The organism is Streptomyces sp. NPDC048434 (genome assembly GCF_043200375.1).
Lineage (GTDB): Bacteria > Actinomycetota > Actinomycetes > Streptomycetales > Streptomycetaceae > Streptomyces.
In genome coordinates this window covers 141588-162726 of record NZ_JBICXQ010000010.1, presented here as the reverse complement: position 1 = coordinate 162726, position 21139 = coordinate 141588, and the positions used below count along the sequence as shown (strand labels likewise).

Genomic DNA, 21139 nt, shown 5'->3' with positions numbered 1-21139 from the left:
GCGGCACATCGGCGTTCTGGGCTGGGGCGTAGGCGCGGCTCACCACGGATCACCGTCCGCGATCCGCTGGGCCCGTGTCCGCTTCACCGTCAGACCTGTCGGGTCCTGCACCGGCCATTCCCTGATCCCCGACCTCCGCAGGTAGGGGACGCCCTTGCGGATGTCCGTGACGACAGCCAGCCGCCCGGGGGCGTACTCGACCTCATCGCCGACCTCCGGCAGCTTCCTGTGACTCACCGCGAGGCCTCCGCTTCCGTGGAGACGCCGAGCAGGACGGTGCAGGGTCGGCATGTGTGCCGGCCGTCCGGACCGGTGACCTTCTCCCGGGCCAGGCTGTAGATGCAGTGGCAGCACGGGCACGCCTGGCCCGTGATCTCGTGGACCGTCCATGCCTTCAGGGCAGGAACTGCATCCCATCCCGTGGTCATGACGCGCCTCCGAGACCGAGGTAGGCGGCCCATTCGCCGGAGTCCCAGCCGACGGGGTCGCCGTGTCGGCGGCGGAACGCGCGAGCTTCGGGCGGCAGGCGTTTAGCGCCGGTCCGTACGGACGGTGCAGATCGGGGGTGCGGAGCGGTACCGGTGAGGGGGTGGCGAGCGGTTGATGCGGTGGGCATCTTGGTCAGTCCTCCAGTTCGCTGTGGACGCGGGCCGCCACGACGGGAGCGCGAGAACCCGCAGAGCCGTCGCGTCGGCACGGGTTCCCGAGAGGCCCGTCGCGGCCACTCAGTCGCCGGAGCCTCGCAGTCGGCTCATGACCAGCTAACGCGGTGCCAGGGCAAGGTGATTAGGGAGATCGGGCAACCTCTTCTCCACAACCCCTAGGGCGATTTGGCTACTCTTTTAGCTGACGATGCGGGGAGCGCGGGGCTACCTTCCGTACATGACCACCTTGCGGAATACGGCGCTTGCAGAATGGATGAAGGAGCACGGTTACAGCTCCAATTCGCTGGCCGAGGCAGTGAATTCGGCAGTCGGTGACCTCACCGGGAAAGTCGGAGGGCTGGACGGCTCATCGGTCCGGGACTGGAAAGCGGGCCGGGTGCGGTGGCCGAAGTCGGCGACCCGGGTGGCACTGGAGAAAGTCACCGGGCTGCCCGCCACCGTCTTAGGCTTCGTACCGCGGGGCCGCGCCCCGTCGTCCGCCCCCGCACCACCGCCGGAGGATCCTGTGGAACGCCGTCGTTTCCTCACCGCCGGGACGGCCTTGGCCGCTGCCGCGGCCACACCTGCGTCCGGCTCCCACCGCCGGATCGGGACGAGCGACGTTGACCGACTCCAACAACGTTTCGCCGAGATCATCGCGAGTGACCACCGCCACGGCGGCCGGCTTGGCATCGAGCAGAAAGCCGTAGCGCTCGCCGGCGAGGCCCTGGCCCTGCAAAATTCCGGGAGTGCCAGTCAGCGAGTGCGTGCCTACGTGTACGCATGCGCGGCGGCATTCCGGTCTTCGGCGATGTGGGCCGCAATCGACGGGCAGCGTTTCGAAGACGCGATGGTCCATATGCGAGAAGCTCAAGCACTCGCCGAATTATCAGCCGACCCGGCCATCAAATTCCGCATTTGGTCGCATGCCGGAACGCTGTACCGGCATATGGGCCGTCCCATTGAAGCAATGGCTGCGAATGACGTTGCCCGCAGCCTCTCCATCACGCGCCGTGATCCACTGTTCGCTTCCCTCGGTCTCGCCAGGCAGGCAGCCATTCACGGCGTTGCCAGAAATGTCACGGCGGCCCGGCGCAGCTTCGCCCAGGCCCAGGAAGCGATGGACCGCGCCGATCCGCGCGCCAACCGCCCCGTATGGATGACCTCGTTCTATGACCAGGCGGAGTTGGATTCGCTCGCGCTCACCGGATACCTCGCCCTCGGCGACAATGAGACGGCGGAAGCGCATGCCCACCGATGCTTGGCGGCCCTCCGGCCCCACATGCAACGGTCAAAAGCCATCGCCACTACTCGGCTGGCGTGCGCTCAACTCGGCCAGGAGGATGTGGGGCCCGCTGTCGCCACCGCCATGTCGGTCCCCCTCGATGCTGCCGCACATCACCCGCGGGTCGCCCGGATGCTCCGCAGCTTCCACATCAAGATGCACACCATGGCGCCGAACAGCCCGACCACCCGCATGTGGAATCAGTACGTACACACCACCTGGAAGGAATCGGTATGACGCCCACCGTCGAGCTGCGCACGTTCCACTCGCTCGAACCGGCCCGGCAAGACCTCCTGGACGTGTACGCCGATGTCCGCGCAGACCTCTTGCACCTTCCGAACTACGCGGTCACTGCCTTCGCCGAGCGCCTCGACCGTCATTCCAAGGAGCCAGGTTGGGTAGCGATCCTTGCGTATGAGCAGGACGAGCCCATCGGCTATGTGTACGCCAACGCTGTTGATGCCGAAGACCGTTGGTGGAAACGCGTCACACCCGTTCCGCCGGCTGAATACACCGACCGGTACGCCGTAGCCCTCAAAGAAATCGGCGTTCGCATCTCCTGGCGCGGCACCGGCATCGCCCGGCGCATCCACGACGCGCTCCTTGCCGACCGCAACGAGCCTTACGTCTCGCTCATGGTCAACCCGCTCGCCGGAAACGGAAAAGTGCACCGGCTCTACGAGTCCTGGGGATACGAAGACATCGGCCAGAGCCGGCCCTCGCCCGCCTCGCCGGTCCTGACGGCGATGGTCAGGTCCGTTCGCTGAGTCCGGGCCCACCGAACTGGTTCCGCCCCAGGGGGCTTTGTCGGCCAGCTCGCTCAGCCGGACCCGCTCAGCCCAGCCCCGCCGCGTCCAGCAGGTAGGCCGTCAGCGGGTCGTAGTGGCGCGGGCTCAGGACGTGGTCGTCCAGGGGGATCGTCACCTGGAGGGTGCCCTCGGCCTCGGCCAGGAAGAGAGCCGGGTCGTTGCAGTCGGCGAAGCCCACCGCGTCGATACCGCGCTGGCCGGCGCAGCCCGCCCAGCCGTGGTCGGCCATCACCAGATCCGGCAGCGGCCGCCCTTCGCGCTCCAGCCCGTCCAGGATCGCGGCCATCGGCTCGGGGGAGTGGGTGTGCCACAGCGTCGCGCCGCGCTCCAGCATCGCCACCTCGCCGAACTGGAAGACCATCCCGTCGTCCGCCCGCAGTCCGTCCGGGATGACCACGATCTCGCAGCCCTGGGCACGCAGCGCCTCGGCCGTGGCCCGGTGCACATCGAGCAGCCCGCCCGGGTGACCGGTCGCGAACAGCACCCGCTGCCCGTCGGCCGCCGCCTTGCGCAGCACCGCTGCCGCACGGTCCAGCGCCTCCACCGTGAGCTCGGGATCGATGGTGTCCTGCCCCTGCCGGTGGTGCGGATCGTCGTTCACCCCGCAGCGCTCCGCCATGACGGCCAGCACATCCTGCTCGTCCGTCCAGCGGTCGCCGAACTCCAGGCCGAACCAGTAATAGCGCTCGCCGTTGGCGAGTCTGCGGTAGTGGGAGAGGTTGTTCTCGCGGGGAGTGGCGACCTCACCGGCGATCCGGGTCCGTACGAGATGATCGACGAGTTCGGCGCGCGAGGGGGCAGCGGCTGCGGAGGCTATCGGCATAGCGCCCATTGTGCCCGTACGCCTGTTCCGGGGCGGTGGAGTTCCGCAGCCCGGACACCGGGGTGCGGATGCCGGAGCGGTGGCACCGCGGTGCGGACGCCGAGAGCCGAGAAAAGACCTGGCCGCCGCCTGTCCGGTGTCCCCGGGCCCCTGGCCAAAACGTCCAACGCACCGGATGTCATCTCCGCAAATGTCCATGTGCCACGGGCCCGGCCCTCCCTACTCTCGCCTCATGACCACCGCAGCCAGCGCATCCAACGGGCCCGTGGGCCCCGTCGACTCCTCCCGCATCCCGCGTTTCGCCGGGCCGGCGACCTTCGCCCGACTGCCCCGCCTCGACGAGGTCGGCGGCCGGGCCGATGTGGCCGTCGTCGGTGTCCCCTTCGACACCGGCGTCTCCTACCGCCCCGGAGCCCGCTTCGGCGGCAACGCCATCCGCGAGGCGTCCCGCCTTCTGCGCCCCTACAACCCGGCCCAGGACGCGTCGCCCTTCGCGCTCGCGCAGGTGGCCGACGCCGGTGACATCGCGGCCAACCCCTTCAACATCAACGAGGCCGTGGAGACGGTCGAGGCCGCGGCGGACGACCTGCTCGCCGGCGGCGCCCGCATGATGACCCTCGGCGGCGACCACACCATCGCCCTTCCCCTCCTCCGCTCGGTCGCCAAGAAGCACGGCCCGGTCGCGCTGCTGCACTTCGACGCCCATCTGGACACCTGGGACACCTACTTCGGCGCCGAGTACACCCACGGCACCCCCTTCCGCCGCGCCGTCGAGGAGGGCATCCTCGACACCTCCGCGCTCTCCCACGTCGGCACCCGCGGTCCGCTCTACGGCAAGAAGGACCTCGACGACGACGAGAAGATGGGCTTCGGCATCGTCACCTCCGCCGACGTCATGCGCCGCGGCGTCGACGAGGTCGCCGACCAGCTCCGCCAGCGCATCGGCGACCGCCCGCTGTACATCTCCATCGACATCGACGTCCTGGACCCGGCCCACGCCCCCGGCACCGGCACCCCCGAGGCCGGCGGCCTCACCTCCCGCGAGCTGCTGGAGATCGTGCGCGGGCTGTCGTCGTGCAACCTGGTCTCGGCGGACGTCGTCGAGGTCGCCCCGGCGTACGACCACGCGGAGATCACCTGCGTGGCCGCCTCCCACACCGCGTACGAGCTGACGACGATCATGTCGCGGCAGATCGCGGCGGCCCGGCAGGGCCAGTAGGCACCGCGCGGTCCCGCAGGCCGACAGCAGCAGTCGACGACGCCCGGCCCGCCACGGACACCGTGGCGGGCCGGGCGTCCTCTTCCCGGGGCCGGACGCGGCTACTCGATGAACCAGCCGTCGTACGACGCCAGGTCCCATGTGCCGTCTTCGAAGGGGTAGCCCTCCTCCAGAATCGTCCGCCACAGCGGACCGTCCGCGGCCTCGGGGTCGAGCCGCTGACACCACGCGTGGAGGCCGGCCTTGGCGTCCTGACGGTCCAGGGGGCAGGGGAAGGGACTCCGGCGATATGCGTCGAAGAGCCTGACCAGGGAGAAGAACTGCGCGAGGCTGCCGCCGGCCAGGGGCGAGTCCATGCCGCCCGTGCCGTCGCGCAGCACCTGCCCGGAGCTGCCGTCCAACAGCAGCCTCGAATACATCCAGAAGCCGAGGTCGTAGAACGGACCGCCGGTGGGCGGAGCGGAGGACGAGTCGGCCGGCCAGGGAACCTCCGCCAGGCCGTCGGAGGACGGCGGGTCCGTGATCAGGTGCAGGAAGCCCGACACCACGGGCACGCCGACCTCGGTCAGAAAACGCCGCGCCGCGGCATCGGCCACCCCCGCCGGTACCGCGCTGTCGGGCAGGGCGCGGCAGGCACCCGGGCCGAACGTCTCCTCCAGCCACTGCCGGGTGACCGCATCACCGGAACCTCCGGGCGCTGGCGTGGCGGGGATGTCCGGCATCTCCCAGAGCGCGGCACGGGAGTGGGTGGGCAGCAGCGGCTCCTCGTGCCACAGGGGCAGCCCCGAGAGGCTGTCGCCGGCCCCCGTGACGGCGCACAGTCCGCCCGCCCCCGCCAGCCACCAGGTACGGCCGACGCTGACGGCCTGGGTGACGGCGACCGGACAGCGCGGCGGCACGGTCGGAGCCGACCCGTACACCTCCCACCCGGTCTCCGCGTGCTGCGCGAACACCACCGGCATATCCGACGGAATCCGGTCCTCGGCGCACCACTCCGCCTCTCCCAGCGGCTCGGGAACGGATTCCCCCGGGGTGGCCGGGTCACCCGTGGTGGGGTCCCACTCCCGGCGGACATACGCGTAGTCGGGGTCGGCCGCCTTGTCGACCGTGGTGTCCCGGCCGGTCACCAGGCGGGCACCGTCGTCATCGACCACGAAGCCCAACTCGTCGATGCGCCCCGCTTCGCCGGGGAGGGCGCCGAACACGCCGCCGGGGCGCCATCGTGACCAGAGGGTGCGCCAGGGCATGCCGACACCGGCGCCGGCGAGTTCGTCGGCCAGTGCGGGACGGTTCGCGCTCAGTGCGGCGTGGTGCAGCCAGGCAACCCATTCGCCCTGGTCTCCGGGGTCGATTCCCTGCCCCTGGAGGAGCCGCACATCGGCCGCGACGCTCCCCTGGGGAACGCCGTCGGGAAAGGCCTGCGCCAGCGCGTCCCAGAGGACACGGGGCTCACAATGCGCCAGGGCGAACCCGTCCTCCAGGGTGTCGGTCAGCTCGCCGGCCAACGCGGCATACACGGGCAGCGTCTTGGCCGCGTACCGGGCGGCCGGGCCACGCTCGGGCCAGGGGCGGCCGTCCTCCGACAGCGCCGAGCGGAGCGCCGTCGCGATGCGGCGGAATGTGTCCGCGGTGGTCGGCCGCTCCGAGCGGAGGGTGTGTGCGACCGCGGGGTCGAGGAAGGAGAGGCGCTCCTCGGGAGTCCCGCGATCGGTCACGCGCACCACGTCCGCCAGTTCCGTGAGCACCGCGGGGATCTCGATACGGCCGCGGGAGCCGCCGATGGCCCGGCAGAGCAACTCCCATACCGGGAGGGGAGTTTCGGGGACTTCGGACCAGGAAAGAGCGGTGAGGGCGGTCGAGGCGTCCTCGCTCAGCCGGGACAGGAGCGGTGACAGGTCCCCGGCGGCGATCCCGGTATCGGTGTCGGTGTCGGTGCCGGTGCCGGTGCCGGTGGGAGAAATCTCGATGTCGCGGGGCCAAGGAGCCCCCATGCGCGCCGCGTCCCACTCCATCACCAGCCGGATATCGGCGTTGTAGGCGCCGGTCAGCGCGAAGGAAAGACTGCCGGCCAGACGTTGCGGCTCCGTGGAGTGAAAGGTCTCGCCCGCCCATTGGGCATTGGCCAGGAAAATAACGTGCCGACCGCGCGGGTCTTCATACAGCCGCAACTGGCCGCGACGGTCTCCGTGTGGCGCCGGCCCGGTGGCGGTTTCCTGTTGAATTCGCAGAGCCACCGCTTCGGCCGACATTCCACGGCAGTCCACGAACAGGGCGTCCGGGGTCCGATGTGCCGTCTCGCCGAGCCAGTTGGTCTTTCCGCTGCCGAGGGCGCCGGTGACGATGAGCCTGCGCCGCTTTCCGTCCGGGCGGTCCAGCCAATTCCTGAGGACGGATTCGCTGGAGCCCTCACCATCAGGCACGAGACGACACCCTTTCCGCGGAGATCATGGAGCCAGTCATCCTAGGAGAGGTGTCCGCCGCGTGCCAAGTCTCCCCAGATGCCCCGCAGTCTATTGACATAGGCGCTCGAATCCTGTTTGAAGCCGGCCATGGCAAGTTGCCTCGCCTTCCTGACCCCTTGCCTTCCGCCGTCCCTCTCGACCATTTCGTCGACGTTCTCGGGATCTCCCTGACGGAATCCCGTCCCGTAATAGATTTTGACGTCGTCGCCGAGTTCCCTTTGCAGATACCCGGAGCAGTTGTTGCCGCTGATGGAACCGCAAGGCTCGCGCTCCGTGTAGAGGCTGACGGGTTTGAGCGGTGGCTCATTCCTCGCCGCCCGCTCCTCGTTCACCGACTTCATGTAGTCGACCACATGCGGCTCGGAGTGAACTCCGCCGCCCCATTGGGTGCCCATGGGGAGCGAGCTGTCTGAAATGTAGCGATTTCCATTGATGGATGGATCGAACACTTCGAGGCTGGCGAAGTTCCGCTTCGACCAGTCGCCCTTGTTCCGGTCCAGGAGCTGCTTGAAATCGTCCGCAGTCATGTGATTCTGCAGATCGTTTTCGGATCGATTGGGCCGCTGCGTCGCGTGGTAATAGGTCGCGGCGTTGTGGTGGCCCGTTGCCTCCATGTTGTCGGAGAGCTTTTGCAGGTTGTCCAGGAACCGCTGCCGCTTGGGCGGGTCGTTGTGGTATCCGGGATCGTGAACGGTTGGGTGGTGCCGGTTATCCGCCTGAGGATCGAGCGCGCCGACCGCATGCCCTCGGTGAAAGTCGAGAGAGAGGCGGGTGAGCGCCGCCACCACGGCCCCCTGCTGCCCCCTGGTGAGATCGGTGAAGTCGGATCCGAGGGTGTCGACGAGGGTCTGCTTGCTGATTCCTTCGGGGTGTGCGGCCCGCGCGAAGAGCGAGGGGAGCAGCCCCTGCTCACCCCAATTCTGCAGATTGTTGTAGACGGGCTCCAGGTCGACCGGACGGACTTCGTGCGTGGTGCGCAGATCGGCCTGGGCGGCTTCGGGCAACAGCCCTCGATCGTGATGGTCGGCGGTCTGCGGGGAGTCCGGATCGGGCGCGTGGTCCCGTGCCTCGTGCTCCGTGTCCCCCTCGGGCCGGTCGTGACCCTTGTCCTCCGTGCCGCTCGGGTCGTGCGCCGTCCCCTCCGGGCCGCCGGCGTGTTCCTCGTCGGTCCGGGGCCGCTTCGTGTCCCCGTGCGCCTCTTCGTCGTCAGCCGGCCGCTTGGTACCCGAGGGGTCGGAGGGCGGGTGGTGGCTGTCGGTACCGGAGGGGTTCTCCGGGGGGCGGCGGTCGGTGTCTGTGGGGTTTTCCGGGGGGCGGCGGTCGGTGTCTGTGGGGTTTTCCGGGGGGCGGCGGTCGGTGTCTGTGGGGTTTTCCCGGGTGGTGTGGTCCGGGCTGTGGGAGGAGGACGGGGCGTCCGGGGTGGGGTGGTCCGGGTTGTGGGGCGGGGGCGGGTTGTCCGAGGTGGTGTGGTCCGGGCTGTGGGAGCGCGACGGGTCGGCCGGCGCGTGCTCCTCCGGACGACCGGAGTGGGACTCGGGGGTGGTGTCGGTGCCGGCGGGGTGCGGGCCGGGGGCGTTCTGCTGCTGCTGTTGCTGCTGGTGGGGATTGTGCTGGGGGTTCTGTGGATTCTGCGGGTTGTGCTGGTTCGGCTGTTGCTGCTGCGGGTGGTTCTGCAGCTGCTGGTTGTGCTGCGGGTTTTGGGGCTGGTGCTGAGCCGGGCCCTGGTTGTGCTGGGGGTTCTGGTGCTGCCCCTGCTGGGGGTTCTGGCTCTGGTGCTGTGCCTGCTGGGGGTTCTGGTTCTGATTCTGGTGGGGCTGTTGGTTCTGGTTGGCCGCGGGATCGAAGGGCTTGCGGTCGGCGTCGAGGGTCAGATGCCACACACCGTCGGCGTTGGTGTGAATGGGCTGCTGGCTGGTCTGGCCGGTCTGGCTGTCCACCCAGACGACGCGGCCGTTGTGGTTGACGGCGTTGAAGACGTGGGCGCCGCCGCCGGAGCCGTCGGGGTTCTTGGGCCAGGTGACGAGGACCGCGGCGGCCGAGCCGTGGCCGGACTGGCGGAGTTCATCGGCGATGTGCTGGTAGCTGTCCTGCGCGTTCCGGCCGGAGTTACGGAAGCTGGTGCCGGCCCAGTTCTGGATGTTGTGGGTGCCGTTACGTTCGCCGCTGACCCGGTCCAGGCCGCCGTGGCCGTCGTTGTCGTAGGTGCGTGGTGCGGACACCTGCGGGTTGCCGTACCAGGACTCCATGAACGAGCGGGTGCAGTCGGCGCAGTTGTTGGAGCGTCCCGGGACACTCGGACCGCCGTCGTTCTGGAAGCGGGACCAGGGCTGGAAGGGGTCCGCGTGGCGCTGCGGGCTGCCGTCCGGATTGCGCGGGAAGTTGTGCTCCAGCGCCTGCTGATCGTGCGGGAACGGCGAATACAGGCCGCTGGGCTGGTGGTTGAGGCTCGCCCGCACGTCGTTCAGGTTCGGCCGCGGGGGGTGCTGGGGCGTCGGCTGCTGCTGGTGTGGTGGCTGCTGCTGGTGGTGTTCGGGCTGCTGGTTGTGGTGCTGATTCGGGGCTTGGTGCTGCGGCTGCTGATGAGGGTTTTGCTGCTGGTTCTGCGGTTGGTTCTGGGGGTGGTTCTGATGCTGCGGGTGTTGCTGGTTCGTCGGCTGCGGCTGGTGACTCTGGAGCGTCGGCTGCTGACGAGGGTCCGGACGGTGGGGCTGCTGCGTCGGCTGCTGCTGGGGCTGCTGTTGGCGCGGGTCCGGCTGTTGCTGTGGCTGTTGCTGCGGCCGCTGGTTGGGGTCGTGTGGCTGTTGCTGCGGCCGCTGTTGGTTGGGGTCGTGCGGTTGCTGCTGCGGGGGACGCTGGGTATCCGGGCGGGTGGCGTCCGGGCGCGGCTGGGCCTGGTCGGGGCGCTGCAGGCGGGGGTCGGGGCGCTGGTCCCGGGGGTTGCGCGGGTCGTCCGGGCGGGTGGCATCCGGGCGGGGACGTGACTGGTCGGGGCGGGTGGTGTCCGGCCGTGCGGTGTCGGGTCGGGTGGTGTCCGGGCGCGTGGTGTCCGGCCTGGTGGTGTCCGGGCGCTGGTTCCGGGGGTGTTGCTGGTCCGGGCGTATGGGCTGGGTGTTGTCGGGGTGGGTGTTGTCCGGGCGTACGGGTTGGGTGTTGTCGGGGCGGGTGTTGTCCGGGCGTACCGGCTGGGTCTGGTCGGGGCGCGGGCCCTGTTGGTTCTGTGGGGACTGTTGCGGCTGGGTTTGGTCGGGGCGTACGGGTTGGGTGTTGTCGGGGCGGGCGTTGTCCGGACGTACCGGCTGGGTCTGGTCCGGGTGTTGGTTCGACGGGGTCGACGGGGTCGACTGGTTTGGCTGGGGTGGCGGGTTTTGGCCCTGGGGTGTCTGGCCGCCCTGTGGGTTCGGTTGGTTCTGGCCGCTCTGGTCGGGGCGGGGGCCGTCCAGGCGGGGGTTGTGCGGAGGGGGTTCGGGGCGGCGCTGCTGGGTGGCGTCGTGGATCGCCTGGGAGCCGTCGGGGCGGCGGTTCGGGCCCGGTGAGGTCGTGGTGGGGCGGGGGCCGTCCAGACGCGGGTTGTACGGAGGCGAGTCGGGGCGGCGCTGTTGTGTGGCGTCGCGGATTGCCTGGGAGCCGTCGGGGCGGCGGTTGGAGGGGGCGGAGGCGTTTCCGTTGGACGGTGTGCCGCCGCGTGGCGGGGCGGCGTTGGGCGTTGCCGGACCGCCCTGCGAGGGCATGGCAGTGGGCACGCCCATCATCGGGCCGGGCGTCTGTGGGGTGTTCTGGGGCGACTGCTGCGGTGTGGCGGGCGCGCCGGCGCTGGGGTCCGCCGTGTGCTGGGTCGGCGGCGGTGCCGTCATGGTGCCGGCGGACTGGGTGGTGACGGTGGTGTCGTCGTCATCCCGGGCGTGCGGCATGGGGTCGCCGGGGGACGGGTCGCGCTGGCCGACGGGCGGGCCGGAGGAGGAATGCTGTACGGGGGCGCCCTGGGAGGGCATGTGTGGTGTCGCGGGGCGTCCGCCGGCGGTGTGGGAGTCGTCCCCGTTCTGGGAGCCGCCGTTGCCGCTGTCGTTGCCGTCGCCGTAGTGCGAGGTGTCGGTGTTGGTGGGTGGGTTGCCGGCCACCGGGTCGGGGGAGGGCGACGAATGCTGCGGCGACGGGGCCGTGTCGGGGTGTGAAGGACCGTCGGGGGTGGGGGAGTTGGGCCGGTCGGCGGACGAGTGGTCCGGGGCGGGGCCGGAGTCAGGGGTCGTCCCCGAGTCGGGGGTCGGTGCGGCGTCCGGGTGCAAGGACGGGCCCGGGGCCGGCTGGGTGCTGATGGGGCCGGTGTCGGGACGCGCCGAGTCAGGGGTGTTGTCGGGTGTGGGGTGGGTGCTGACGCCGTCCGGGCGCGCGCCGTCCGGGGTGTTGTCCGGGGTGGGGTGGGTGCTCGTCGAGTCCGTGTCCGGGCGGGAGGCATCCGGGGTGGGACCGTCGGAGTCGTGGGTGGGACCGCCGGAGTCGGGGGTGGGGCCGCCCGAATCGTGGGTGGGGCCGCCGCCGGTGTCCGACGTGGGGCCGCCCGAGCTGGGGGTGTTGCCCGAGTCCGGGGTGGGTCCGGCGTCCGGAGTGGTGGAGCCCCCGTACGGGTTGTGGCCGCTGTCGCCGGTGTAGCCCTCGTCGAAGGCGGTGCGCTGGTCCGGGGGTGGCAGGGGCTGGGCCTGGGGGGTGTTGCGGTTGCCGTCCGGGCCTGGGGTGGAGCTGTCGGGGGTGGTGGAGGGGTCGCTGCCGGAGCCCGCGCCGGAGTCGCTCATCGGGCGGGGGGAGTGCGACGGGCCGCCGCTCCCGGCGCCCGTGCCCGTACCGCTTCCGTCGCCGCTCGACTCACCGGACCCCGACCCGGACCCCGAGCCCGACCCGGATCCGGACCCGGATCCCGACCCGGTCCCCGAACCGCTGTCGGTGCCGGACCCGCCGCCGTCGGAACCGCTTCCGGACCCACTGCCGCTTCCGTCACCGGACCCCGACCCGCTGCCGGAGCCGCTCCCGCTCTCGGAGCTGTTCCCGCTTCCGGACCCGCTGGATTCGCTCGAACTCCCGCTGTTTCCGCCGCTGTCCTCGCCGCCGTGCTCACTCCCGCCCCGCCCCGCGGCGTGATCGAGGCCGCTGCGGGCATGGTGGCCAGCCTTGGCGCCCGCGCCGTCGCGCAGGGACTCGGTGAAGGTCTGGCCGGAGTTCTTGAGCGCGTCCACCCCGGCCTCGGCACCGGTCTTGGCGCTGCGGCCGACATCGAAGCCCTGCTGGGCACCGAAGTTCATGTTCATGCCCTGGGCGATGGCGTCGGAGATCATGGCCTCCAGCGCGGAGACGGCGGGCTCCTTGACCGTCTCGACGATCGCCTCGACCAGGGCCTCGCGCGCTTCCTTCAGGATGCGGCGGACGATCAGACGAGTGGCCTGGGTGGCGCCGGCGGCCCCGATTTCGGACAGGCCGAGGGTGAACGGAGCCGCCGCCTGAGCTGCGATGATCTCTGCCGCAAGGATCGCCAACTGGGCGATCACCGCGACTTTCATCCCGATGATGACCACGGAGCCGGCGTTCAGCGCGAAGGCGATGAGCTCGGCGGCCGTACGGGCATCGTCGAGGTAGCCGGAGCCGCTGCCGGAGAACTTCTCCCAGGTCTTGCTGAAGCCGTCGATGCTGTCGCCGGAGTTGGCCGACAGCACGTTGCCGGCGGCCGAGACGCCCTCGGACTGCAACTGCTCGACGGCGTTCGCGAAGTCCCGCCATCGGTCGGCGGACTCGTTCATCTTGTCCTCGTCGCCCGTCGGCCAGTCGTAGCCGAGCATTTCGAGGACCCACTCGAGCCAGTCCGGCAGCATGAGCGACATGGCTTCCATCCCCCGTAAAACAATGAAGCGATGATGACCGTTGCGGAAAAGGAGAACTGACTGCTAATCAGGTCTGGGGTGCCTTGAGGGCGACGATCTTCTGGCCCTCGGCCTCGGCGTTGGCGACGTGCTGTTTCATCAGCGAATCGTTGAAGTCCTCGTCGGCCTGGTGGTTGTCGGCCATGGTGTTCAGGGCGCCGCCGATCTCCTGGAGCTTGGCGGCCAGATGCCCCATCGATTCGTACATGCCGTCCCGCAGGCCCTCGTAGACCACGCCGAACTTCTCGCCGATGTCGTCATCGCCCCATGGCGGGGTGTCCTGGCCCTCCAGGCCGGTCAGCGCGTTCTTGAGTTTCTCCACCGCGGACTGGTAGCGCTGCCCGACGCTGGTGAAGTCTTTGCCACCGGACTTCAGCGACGGTATATCTGCTTGCAATCCTTCTCCCGCCACGGCTTCCCCCGTTCCGATGATGGCGTCACGTACGACACGACTCGGCAAAGTTTAGTGGCGTACTACCCGATTTCCTCAAGGCGTTGACTGTCACAAGGGTGTCACCGGGCGGTCGGCGGCCGATGCGACCCGGCGGCCCTTCGCCGCTCCGCGCCCTCCGGCGGGTGGGGCTCGCGTTCGGGGACAGGCCGCTGAGGTGTCCCGCTCGCCGTCAGGCCGGTGGCGTGTCCCGGTCGAGCGAACGGAGGGCGAACCACAGCTCCATGCGGACGTCGGGGTCGTCCAGATCGCTGTCGAGGAGGCCGGCGATACGGGTGATGCGCTGGCGGACGGTGTTGCGGTGGATGCCGAGGGCGGTCGCGGTGCGGTCCCAACTGCCGTGCAGAGAGAGCCAGTTGTGGAGGGTGGCCAGGAGGGACGGGGAGTCGGCCAGCGGGGCGAGCAGGGCCTGGGCGTGCTGTCGGGCGTCCGTGGGGGCGACGAGCGAGGTGATGCTGTGGGGGCCAGGGGTGCGATGGCGTACCAGGGCGGCGCGGCCGGCGAGGGCACGGCGCAGCGCGGAGGCGGCATGCCGGTCGGCGGCCGGCAGTTCCGGGACGGGGGCGGGTTCGCTGATGCCGAGCGTCCAGCCGGGGTGCGCGGTGATCTCCTGACCGGCGGGGACCAGGGCGCGCAGGGCGGGGCCGCCGCCGGGGTGCGCCGCAGGGCTCGTGGCCGGCCCGGCTCCTGCGTCCGGGGCGACGAGTGAGGTGCCCAGCGCGACGGCCAGCGAGGCCGCCGACTCCGTGGTGTCACGGCGGCGTTCGGCGTGTACGACGGTCCAGAGGGGCGAGTCGAGGAGCGGGGCGACATCGGACGGGCGGGCGCCGAGGAGTAGCCGGACCAGGGCCGCGGAGTGCCCGGCGGCGGCCGGGCCGTGGTCGGTGGCCCGGCCGGTGATCAGCGAGAGGAGTACGGCGGCGACGCCCGCGATGGCGTGCGCGGGCGGGTCGTGCGGATCCGCGGTGACCACGAGGGCGAGTGCCCGGCCGGCCCGTGCGCGTCCCGTCGCGGCGTAGGCGGACAGTGAGCTGCCGGGGAGGGTGTCGGTGGCCGAGGACGGGCCGCCCGTGCCGACGACCTGCGCGAGACGGCCGGCCGCGGCCCGGACGGAGGCGGTGGGGCGGGGGCCGGCGGAGCCGTGTTCCGCGCCGTCCGGGGCGAGCAGCGCGGTCCAGCCGTGCACATGGCGGGCCAGTGCGCGCAGCACGGCGGCCGCCGGGTCGGGGCGGGCGGCGGCCGCGGCCAGCGCGCGCTGTGCCTCGCTGAGCCGGGTCAGCTCGCGGTGCCTGGCCTCCGTCACCGCCTGCCACACGGCGCTCTCGACGGCGGTGAACGGGGTGCCCGCCGGGACCTCGACGAGCGGCAGGCCGTGCCGGTCGCAGGCCGCCACCAGGGCGCGGGGGACGGTGTCGTGCACCGGCGCGATCCCGAAGCCGAGGGCGGCGGCGCCGGCCGCGACGGTGCGGGCGGCGTAGCCGTCGAGGTACGCGTCGAGGGCGGGGTGGGAGCCGAGCCCGGCGGGGGTGTCCGCACGGGGGGCGTCGGACGGCACCGCGGGCGCGGCCGGCCGCGCCGAGTCCGTCCCGTCCGCGGTGCCGACGCCCGTCTCGTCCGCCGTGCCCGTGCCCGCGCCCGTCTCGTCACCCGTGCCCGCGTCCGCCCCCTCCGCCGCGCCCGCGCCCTTGGTCACCTCCGCCAGATGCAGCCCCGCGGTCAGCAGCATCTCGCCGCCCAGGAGGTACGGCACCGGGTCGGCCATCTCGGAGGTGTGCACCCAGTGGATCGCGACGCCCTCGCGCGGGCCGGCGATCTGGCGCAGGCCCAGATCCGTACGGGCGAGCAGATCCGCGAGCGGCACCGGTGGGGTGGACGGCGGAGGGAGAGGGTGCGGCATGTGCGAACCATCCACGTCGGAGGGTGGTGAATGGAGGAAACGTACACTTCAGCGTCGCCTTCGCGCCTCCTAGGGTCAACCCCCGAGGCGCGGCGCTTGGACGGGACCCCCGCTCGCCAAGCGCCCGCCGCCTCGACCTCACACCCCGCTCTCCCCCTCACTCTCCCCCTCCCCCTCGGCGCAGTTGGAAGGGATGGCCCATGGCTGTCGACTATGCGGTGATCGTGCTCTATTTGGCCGGAATGCTCGCTATGGGCTGGTGGGGGATGCGGCGCGCCAAATCCAAGAGCGACTTCCTGGTCGCGGGCCGCCGCCTCGGCCCCGCGATGTACTCGGGCACCATGGCGGCGATCGTCCTCGGCGGCGCCTCCACCATCGGCGGGGTCGGGCTCGGCTACCAGTACGGCCTGTCCGGCGCCTGGATGGTCTTCACCATCGGCCTGGGGCTGCTGGCGCTGAGCGTCTTCTTCTCGGCCCGGATCGCCCGGCTGAAGGTCTACACGGTCTCCGAGATGCTGGATCTGCGCTACGGCGGCTCCGCCGGCATCATCTCCGGCGTCGTCATGTGGGCGTACACGCTGATGCTGGCGGTGACCTCGACCATCGCCTACGCGACCATCTTCGATGTGCTCTTCGGCATGGACCGCACGCTCTCGATCATCCTCGGCGGGGCGATCGTCGTCGCGTACTCGACGCTCGGCGGCATGTGGTCGATCACCCTCACCGACATGGTCCAGTTCGTCGTCAAGACCATCGGTGTGCTGCTGCTCCTGCTGCCCATCGCCGTCATCAAGGCGGGCGGCTTCGCGGAGATGAAGGCTCAGCTCCCGCACGACTACTTCGCCCCGCTCGGGATCGGCGGCCAGACGGTCTTCACCTACGTGCTGATCTACTCCTTCGGCATGCTGATCGGGCAGGACATCTGGCAGCGGGTGTTCACCGCGCGCAGCGACACGGTGGCGCGCCGCGGCGGCACCGCGGCCGGTACGTACTGTCTGGTCTACGCGCTGGCCGGCGCCGTCATCGGCACCGCGGCCAAGGTGCTCTATCCGCATCTGGGCAGCCCGGACGACGCCTTCGCGACGATCGTCAAGGACGCGCTGCCGGTGGGTGTGCGCGGGCTGGTGCTGGCGGCGGCGCTGTCCGCGGTGATGTCCACGTCCTCGGGCGCACTGATCGCCTGTGCCACGGTCGCCAACAACGACATCTGGTCCCGGATCAAGGGCGCCGCCGCACTACGGCGGCGACCGGCCGCGGGAGGGTCCGGTGACGGCGGCCCGGAGGCCCGGGCGGAGCAGGCCGGGGACGGGGCCGAGGAGCACGACGAGGTGCGCGGCAACCGCGTCTTCATCCTCCTCATGGGCCTGGCGGTGATCGTCATCGCGATCGCGCTGAACAATGTCGTCGAGGCGCTCACCCTCGCCTACAACGTCCTCGTCGGCGGCCTGCTGGTGCCCATCCTCGGCGGGCTGCTGTGGAAGCGGGGCACCGCCGCCGGCGCGCTCGCCTCGGTCGCGGTCGGCGGGCTGACCGTCATCGGCCTGATGGTCTCGCTCGGCGTCCTCGCCAACGAGCCGATCTACTACGGGCTGATCGCCTCGCTCGTCGCGTACGTGGCGGTCAGCCTGGCCACCAAGCCGACGGACGCGGCGGTGCTGGCGGCCTGGCGGGCACGGCTGGCCGGCCGGTCGGACGGCGATCCGGAGGGCGATGCGGCCGGTGATCCGGCCGGGGGAGCGGCACTGGCACCCCCTTCCGCCGCCGGACGGGCCTGATCCGGACACCCACCGTCCCCGTCCCGAGCTGTCGGCCAGGGGGGTATCCCCGGACGCTCCCCTGGCTTCCACCCCGGGCCCCCCGGTGCTCGGCTCCCTCACCAAGCCCCTACGCCCGTACGCCCCTACTCCCGCACCCCGCACGTCCGCCCGGCAAGGAAGGCAGCACGCACCCATGATCACCACCACCCCCACGCAGCACCGGCGCAACGGCGGTGACCTCGTCGTCGAGTCGCTGGCCGCACTCGGCGCCGGGACCGTCTTCGGGCTGCCGGGGCAGCATGCGCTCGGGGTGTTCGACGCACTGCGCCGCTCCGCGCTGCGCTACGTAGGGCTGCGGGTGGAGAACAACGCGGGCTTCGCCGCCGATGCGTACGCCAGGACCACGCACGGGGTCGCGCCGCTGCTGGTCTCCACCGGCCCGGGCGCGCTGATGACGCTGGCCGCGCTGCAGGAGGCGGCGGCCGGGTCCGCCGCCGTACTGGCCATCGGCAGTCAGGTGCCGCTGGCCGGGATGGGCGGCGGACGCCATGGCTATCTCCATGAACTCACCGATCAGAGCGCTTCGTTCCGCGGGGTGGTCAAGTCCGTCCACACGGCGCGTACGGCCTCACAGATCCCCTCGGCGGTGGCCGCCGCCTGGGAGTCGGCGCTGAGCACCCCGCACGGGCCGGTGTGGCTGGAGATCCCGCAGGATGTGCTGCTGGCGGAGGCCGACGTGCCGCCGGTGACCGAACTGGCCGCCAGGCCGAAGGAGTTGCTGCCGCGGCCCGAGCTGATCGCGGCGGCGGCGACCCGGCTGACCGAGGCCGGGCGGCCGGTGATCCTGGCCGGCGGCGGAGTCGTACGGGCCGGGGCCGAGGCGGAGCTGCTGGCGCTCGCCGAGGAGCTGCGGGCGCCGGTGGCCACCACGTTCGGCGGCAAGGGCGCCTTCCCGTGGGAGCACCCGCTCTCCCTCCGGTCCTGGATGGAGGACCGCTACACCACGGCCTTCCTGGAGGACGCGGACACCCTCCTGGTCGTCGGCTCGGGGCTGGGCGAACTCTCCTCGAACTACCACACGTTCCGGCCGCGCGGCCGGGTCGTACAGATCGAGGCGGACCTCGGCAAGCTGGAGTCGAACCATGCCGCGCTGGGCATCCACGCGGATGCCCGGGCGGCGCTGGCCGCGTTGGTCAAGGAGGTGGGGGAGCGCGAGGCCCGGGAGAGCGGCCCCACCGAGGACGGCGAAGCGCCCACCTCCAGGAAATCCGGGGCAGCCACGCCCGGGGCCGGCCATACGCCCTCTCCCGAGGCCGCCGTATCCGATCTCCTGGCCCGCGTCCGCGACCGGATCGCCGGGCAGCATCTCGACCTGGAGCAGCGGGTGCTGGCCTCGGTGCGGGACGCGCTTCCCGACGGGGCGGTCAGCTGCTGGGACATGACGATCCTCGCCTACTGGGCCTGGTCCGCCTTCGACCCGCGGCGTACCAACGCGCTGCATTCGGCCCAGGGCGCCGGCGGGCTGGGCTACGGCTTCCCGGCGGCGCTGGGCGCGGCCGTCGCCGACCCGGCGCGGCCGGTGCTGGCGGTGTCCGGCGACGGCGGTGCGATGTACTCGATCGCCGAGCTGGCCACCGCCCGGCAGTACGACCTGCCGGTGACCTGGCTCATCGTGGACGACGGCGGCTACGGCATCCTGCGCGAATACATGACCGACGCCTTCGGCGCGGCCACCGCCACCGAACTCACCCGGCCGGACTTCGTGGCACTGGCCGAGTCGTTCGGCGTCCCCGCGGTCCGTACGTCCCCGGAGCAGCTCCGTACGGACCTGGCGGCGGCGCTCGCGGCACCGGGACCCTCGGTCGTCGTCCTCCCGGCCCAGCTGCGGATGTTCGCGCCGACGCATCTGGGCTCCTGACGATGTCTTGACCGCAGCGCACGGCACGCCGTGGGGCCGGACTCCCCATGAACGACGGACGGTGGCACCGGGCCGTGGCCCGCACAGCCGGGAAGCCGTCGTCCAAGGGCGGGGCGGCCACGGAGGTTTCCTCGCCCCGCAGTATGGGGAAGAGGCTGATACCGAACCAAACGGGCTGCCCATCCCTCCTCGGGGTGCGCAGCCCGCCGTGTTGTGGTGACCTTCGGTCTGTGGATGTCGCTGTGGCTTGTGGTGCCCCGGTCAGGGATCGCGGGACCTGTGCTGCTCCCCGCGCGGGGATTTGCCAGGTCCAGGGCGGCCCCCACCGAAGGGGTCCACATGAGTACCAGCGTTCAGTCACCGCGGCAGGAACTGCTGCAGACCTCGCTCCTCCCCGGCCAGGTGCGGCCCGCCGCCCAGGCGGGACAGATGAGCCCGGCGGCCGCGTCCACCTTCCTGGCGATCACGCCCATCCCCGTCGGCAATGGCCCGGTCGGGCTGGCGTTCGCCCCCAGCGGCAACCTCTACGTCGCCAACTCCTCATCGGCCAACGTGTCGGTGATCGACACCACCACCGACACCGTCATCGGCGCCCCGATCGGCGTCGGCAGCGGCCCGGTCTGGCTGACGGTCGCCCCCAACGGCAACGCCTACGTCCCCAACAACTTGTCGAACACCGTGTCGGTGATCGACACCACCACCAACACCGTGATCGCCACGATCGGCGTCGGCGCCACACCCGCCGCGGCGACCGCCATCCCCAACGGCAACGTCTACGTCACCAACTTCGGGTCGAACACCGTGTCGGTGATCGACACCACCACCAACACCGTCGTCGGCGCCCCGATCCCCGTCGGCGGCAACCCGGTCGGAGTGGCGGTCGCCCCCAACGGCAAGGCCTATGTCACCAACAGGGGCTCGAACACGGTGACAGTGATCGACACCGCCACCAACACGGTCGTGGGTGTCCCGATCGCCGTCGGCAACCAGCCGAACTTCGTGGCGATCGCGCCCAACGGCAACGCCTACGTCGCCAACATCGGGTCGAACAGCGTGTCGGTGATCGACACCACCACCGACACCGTCATCGCCACGATCCCCGTCGGCAGCCAGCCGTGGGGCATCGCGGTCGGCTCCAACGGCAACGCCTACAGCGCCAACCGGGGGTCGAACACCGTGTCGGTGATCGACACCGCCACCAACACCGTCATCGGCGCCCCGATCCCCGTCGGCAGCAACCCGATCGCCGTGGCGGTCGCCCCCAACGGCAAGGTCTACGTCAGCAACCTCCTCTCCAACAACGTCAGCGTCATCCAGTTCGACCCGACGCTGACCAGCATCAACCCCACCCAAGGGTTCATCACGGGCGGGACCGTCGTGACGATCACCGGCACCAACCTCACCGGGGCGAGTGTCGACATCGGCGGCAACCCCGCCACCGGGGTGAGCGTCAACGCCGCCGGTACGCAGCTCACCGCCACCACGCCGCCCGGGGTGGCCGGTCCCGCGGACGTCACCGTCACCACCCCTGGTGGCAGCGCCACTCTGGTGAACGGCTTCACCTACATCCTCCCCGTCCACGCCACCTCGCTGACCGCGACCCCGGCGCTGACGAAGCTGTTCCCGCCGCACGTGTACTTCCCGTTCCTGACGGCCACCCTGACCGACCAGGTCACCGGCCTTCCGGTGCCCAACCAGCCGATCCTCTTCAAGGCCGGCAGCAACGTCCTGGGCATCGCCAACACCGACGCCCAAGGCGTCGCCCGGGTGAACGAGACGCTCACCCTGACGCTCATCCTCCTCAACCACGGCTACGAGGTCTCCTTCGCCGGCGCGGTCACCCCGTCGGCGATCCTGTCACCGTCCAGCGGGCAGGCAGGAGTCGTCGAGCCCTGACCTCCCGCCCGGTCACCGGCCGGCGAGCGGCAGGCGTGACACCGGCCTGGTCGTGGGCAACTGTCCACGACCAGGCCG

Annotated in this window: 12 protein-coding genes; 6 read left to right on the top strand and 6 right to left on the bottom strand. The window is 71.0% G+C overall.

Annotated features, from left to right (window positions below; all coding sequences use genetic code 11):
• Positions 1-39: 39 nt before the first annotated feature.
• Positions 40-237 (bottom strand): hypothetical protein, encoded by a 198-nt coding sequence (locus ACGFWI_RS14375; RefSeq protein WP_393906269.1) that lies wholly within the window; start codon positions 235-237, stop codon positions 40-42.
• A 645-nt stretch (positions 238-882) separates the two neighbouring features.
• On the opposite strand from ACGFWI_RS14375, the gene ACGFWI_RS14370 reads away from it, so the two are divergent.
• A complete protein-coding gene (locus ACGFWI_RS14370) occupies positions 883-2166 on the top strand; it encodes an XRE family transcriptional regulator (RefSeq protein ID WP_393906268.1) in 1284 nt (427 codons plus the stop codon).
• Positions 2163-2696: a GNAT family N-acetyltransferase gene (locus ACGFWI_RS14365; protein WP_393906267.1), complete on the top strand. Its 534-nt coding sequence runs from the start codon at positions 2163-2165 to the stop codon at positions 2694-2696. Before ACGFWI_RS14370 ends, ACGFWI_RS14365 begins: the two co-directional genes overlap by 4 nt.
• 67 nt (positions 2697-2763) lie before the next feature.
• On the opposite strand, the gene ACGFWI_RS14360 is transcribed toward ACGFWI_RS14365, so the two are convergent.
• A complete protein-coding gene (locus ACGFWI_RS14360) occupies positions 2764-3561 on the bottom strand; it encodes a phosphatase (RefSeq protein WP_393906266.1) in 798 nt (265 codons plus the stop codon).
• 232 nt (positions 3562-3793) lie between these two features.
• On the opposite strand from ACGFWI_RS14360, the gene speB reads away from it, so the two are divergent.
• Complete coding sequence (gene speB, locus ACGFWI_RS14355; RefSeq protein WP_393906265.1) at positions 3794-4780, top strand: agmatinase; 987 nt, start codon at positions 3794-3796, stop codon at positions 4778-4780.
• A gap of 101 nt (positions 4781-4881) precedes the next feature.
• Here speB and ACGFWI_RS14350 read toward each other — a convergent pair whose 3' ends face one another.
• From ACGFWI_RS14350 to ACGFWI_RS14335, 4 genes are all read right to left on the bottom strand, one after another.
• Positions 4882-7200 carry an SUKH-4 family immunity protein gene (locus ACGFWI_RS14350; RefSeq protein WP_393906264.1) on the bottom strand — a complete coding sequence of 773 codons (2319 nt, stop codon included), beginning with the start codon at positions 7198-7200 and terminating at the stop codon, positions 4882-4884.
• 41 nt (positions 7201-7241) lie between these two features.
• Positions 7242-13103: a toxin glutamine deamidase domain-containing protein gene (locus ACGFWI_RS14345; RefSeq protein ID WP_393906263.1), complete on the bottom strand. Its 5862-nt coding sequence runs from the start codon at positions 13101-13103 to the stop codon at positions 7242-7244.
• Between the two features lie 67 nt (positions 13104-13170).
• Positions 13171-13539, bottom strand: a complete 369-nt coding sequence (locus ACGFWI_RS14340) for a WXG100 family type VII secretion target (protein ID WP_393906262.1) — start codon at positions 13537-13539, stop codon at positions 13171-13173.
• Between the two features lie 226 nt (positions 13540-13765).
• Positions 13766-15490, bottom strand: coding sequence for a helix-turn-helix domain-containing protein (locus tag ACGFWI_RS14335; RefSeq protein ID WP_393906261.1), 1725 nt, complete (start codon positions 15488-15490; stop codon positions 13766-13768).
• Positions 15491-15690: 200 nt separating this feature from the next.
• Between ACGFWI_RS14335 and ACGFWI_RS14330 the strand changes: the two genes are divergently transcribed.
• The 3 genes from ACGFWI_RS14330 to ACGFWI_RS14320 all read left to right on the top strand — a co-directional run bounded on the left by ACGFWI_RS14330 (position 15691) and on the right by ACGFWI_RS14320 (position 21061).
• Positions 15691-17265: a sodium:solute symporter gene (locus ACGFWI_RS14330; protein ID WP_393906260.1), complete on the top strand. Its 1575-nt coding sequence runs from the start codon at positions 15691-15693 to the stop codon at positions 17263-17265.
• Positions 17266-17440: 175 nt separating this feature from the next.
• Entirely contained in the window at positions 17441-19165 is a 1725-nt protein-coding gene (locus ACGFWI_RS14325; RefSeq protein WP_393906259.1) for a thiamine pyrophosphate-binding protein, read from the top strand.
• 339 nt (positions 19166-19504) lie between these two features.
• Positions 19505-21061 (top strand): IPT/TIG domain-containing protein, encoded by a 1557-nt coding sequence (locus ACGFWI_RS14320; RefSeq protein WP_393906258.1) that lies wholly within the window; start codon positions 19505-19507, stop codon positions 21059-21061.
• Positions 21062-21139: the final 78 nt, after the last annotated feature.

Bases quoted from the DNA above. Each gene is read 5' to 3' on its own strand.
- ACGFWI_RS14370 (WP_393906268.1), top strand. From the start codon at position 883: ATGACCACCTTGCGGAATACGGCGCTTGCAGAATGGATGAAGGAGCAC.
- ACGFWI_RS14365 (WP_393906267.1), top strand. From the start codon at position 2,163: ATGACGCCCACCGTCGAGCTGCGCACGTTCCACTCGCTCGAACCGGCC.
- ACGFWI_RS14360 (WP_393906266.1), bottom strand. From the start codon at position 3,561: ATGCCGATAGCCTCCGCAGCCGCTGCCCCCTCGCGCGCCGAACTCGTC.
- speB (WP_393906265.1), top strand. From the start codon at position 3,794: ATGACCACCGCAGCCAGCGCATCCAACGGGCCCGTGGGCCCCGTCGAC.
- ACGFWI_RS14345 (WP_393906263.1), bottom strand. From the start codon at position 13,103: ATGTCGCTCATGCTGCCGGACTGGCTCGAGTGGGTCCTCGAAATGCTC.
- ACGFWI_RS14335 (WP_393906261.1), bottom strand. From the start codon at position 15,490: ATGCCGCACCCTCTCCCTCCGCCGTCCACCCCACCGGTGCCGCTCGCG.
- ACGFWI_RS14330 (WP_393906260.1), top strand. From the start codon at position 15,691: ATGGCTGTCGACTATGCGGTGATCGTGCTCTATTTGGCCGGAATGCTC.
- ACGFWI_RS14325 (WP_393906259.1), top strand. From the start codon at position 17,441: ATGATCACCACCACCCCCACGCAGCACCGGCGCAACGGCGGTGACCTC.
- ACGFWI_RS14320 (WP_393906258.1), top strand. From the start codon at position 19,505: ATGAGTACCAGCGTTCAGTCACCGCGGCAGGAACTGCTGCAGACCTCG.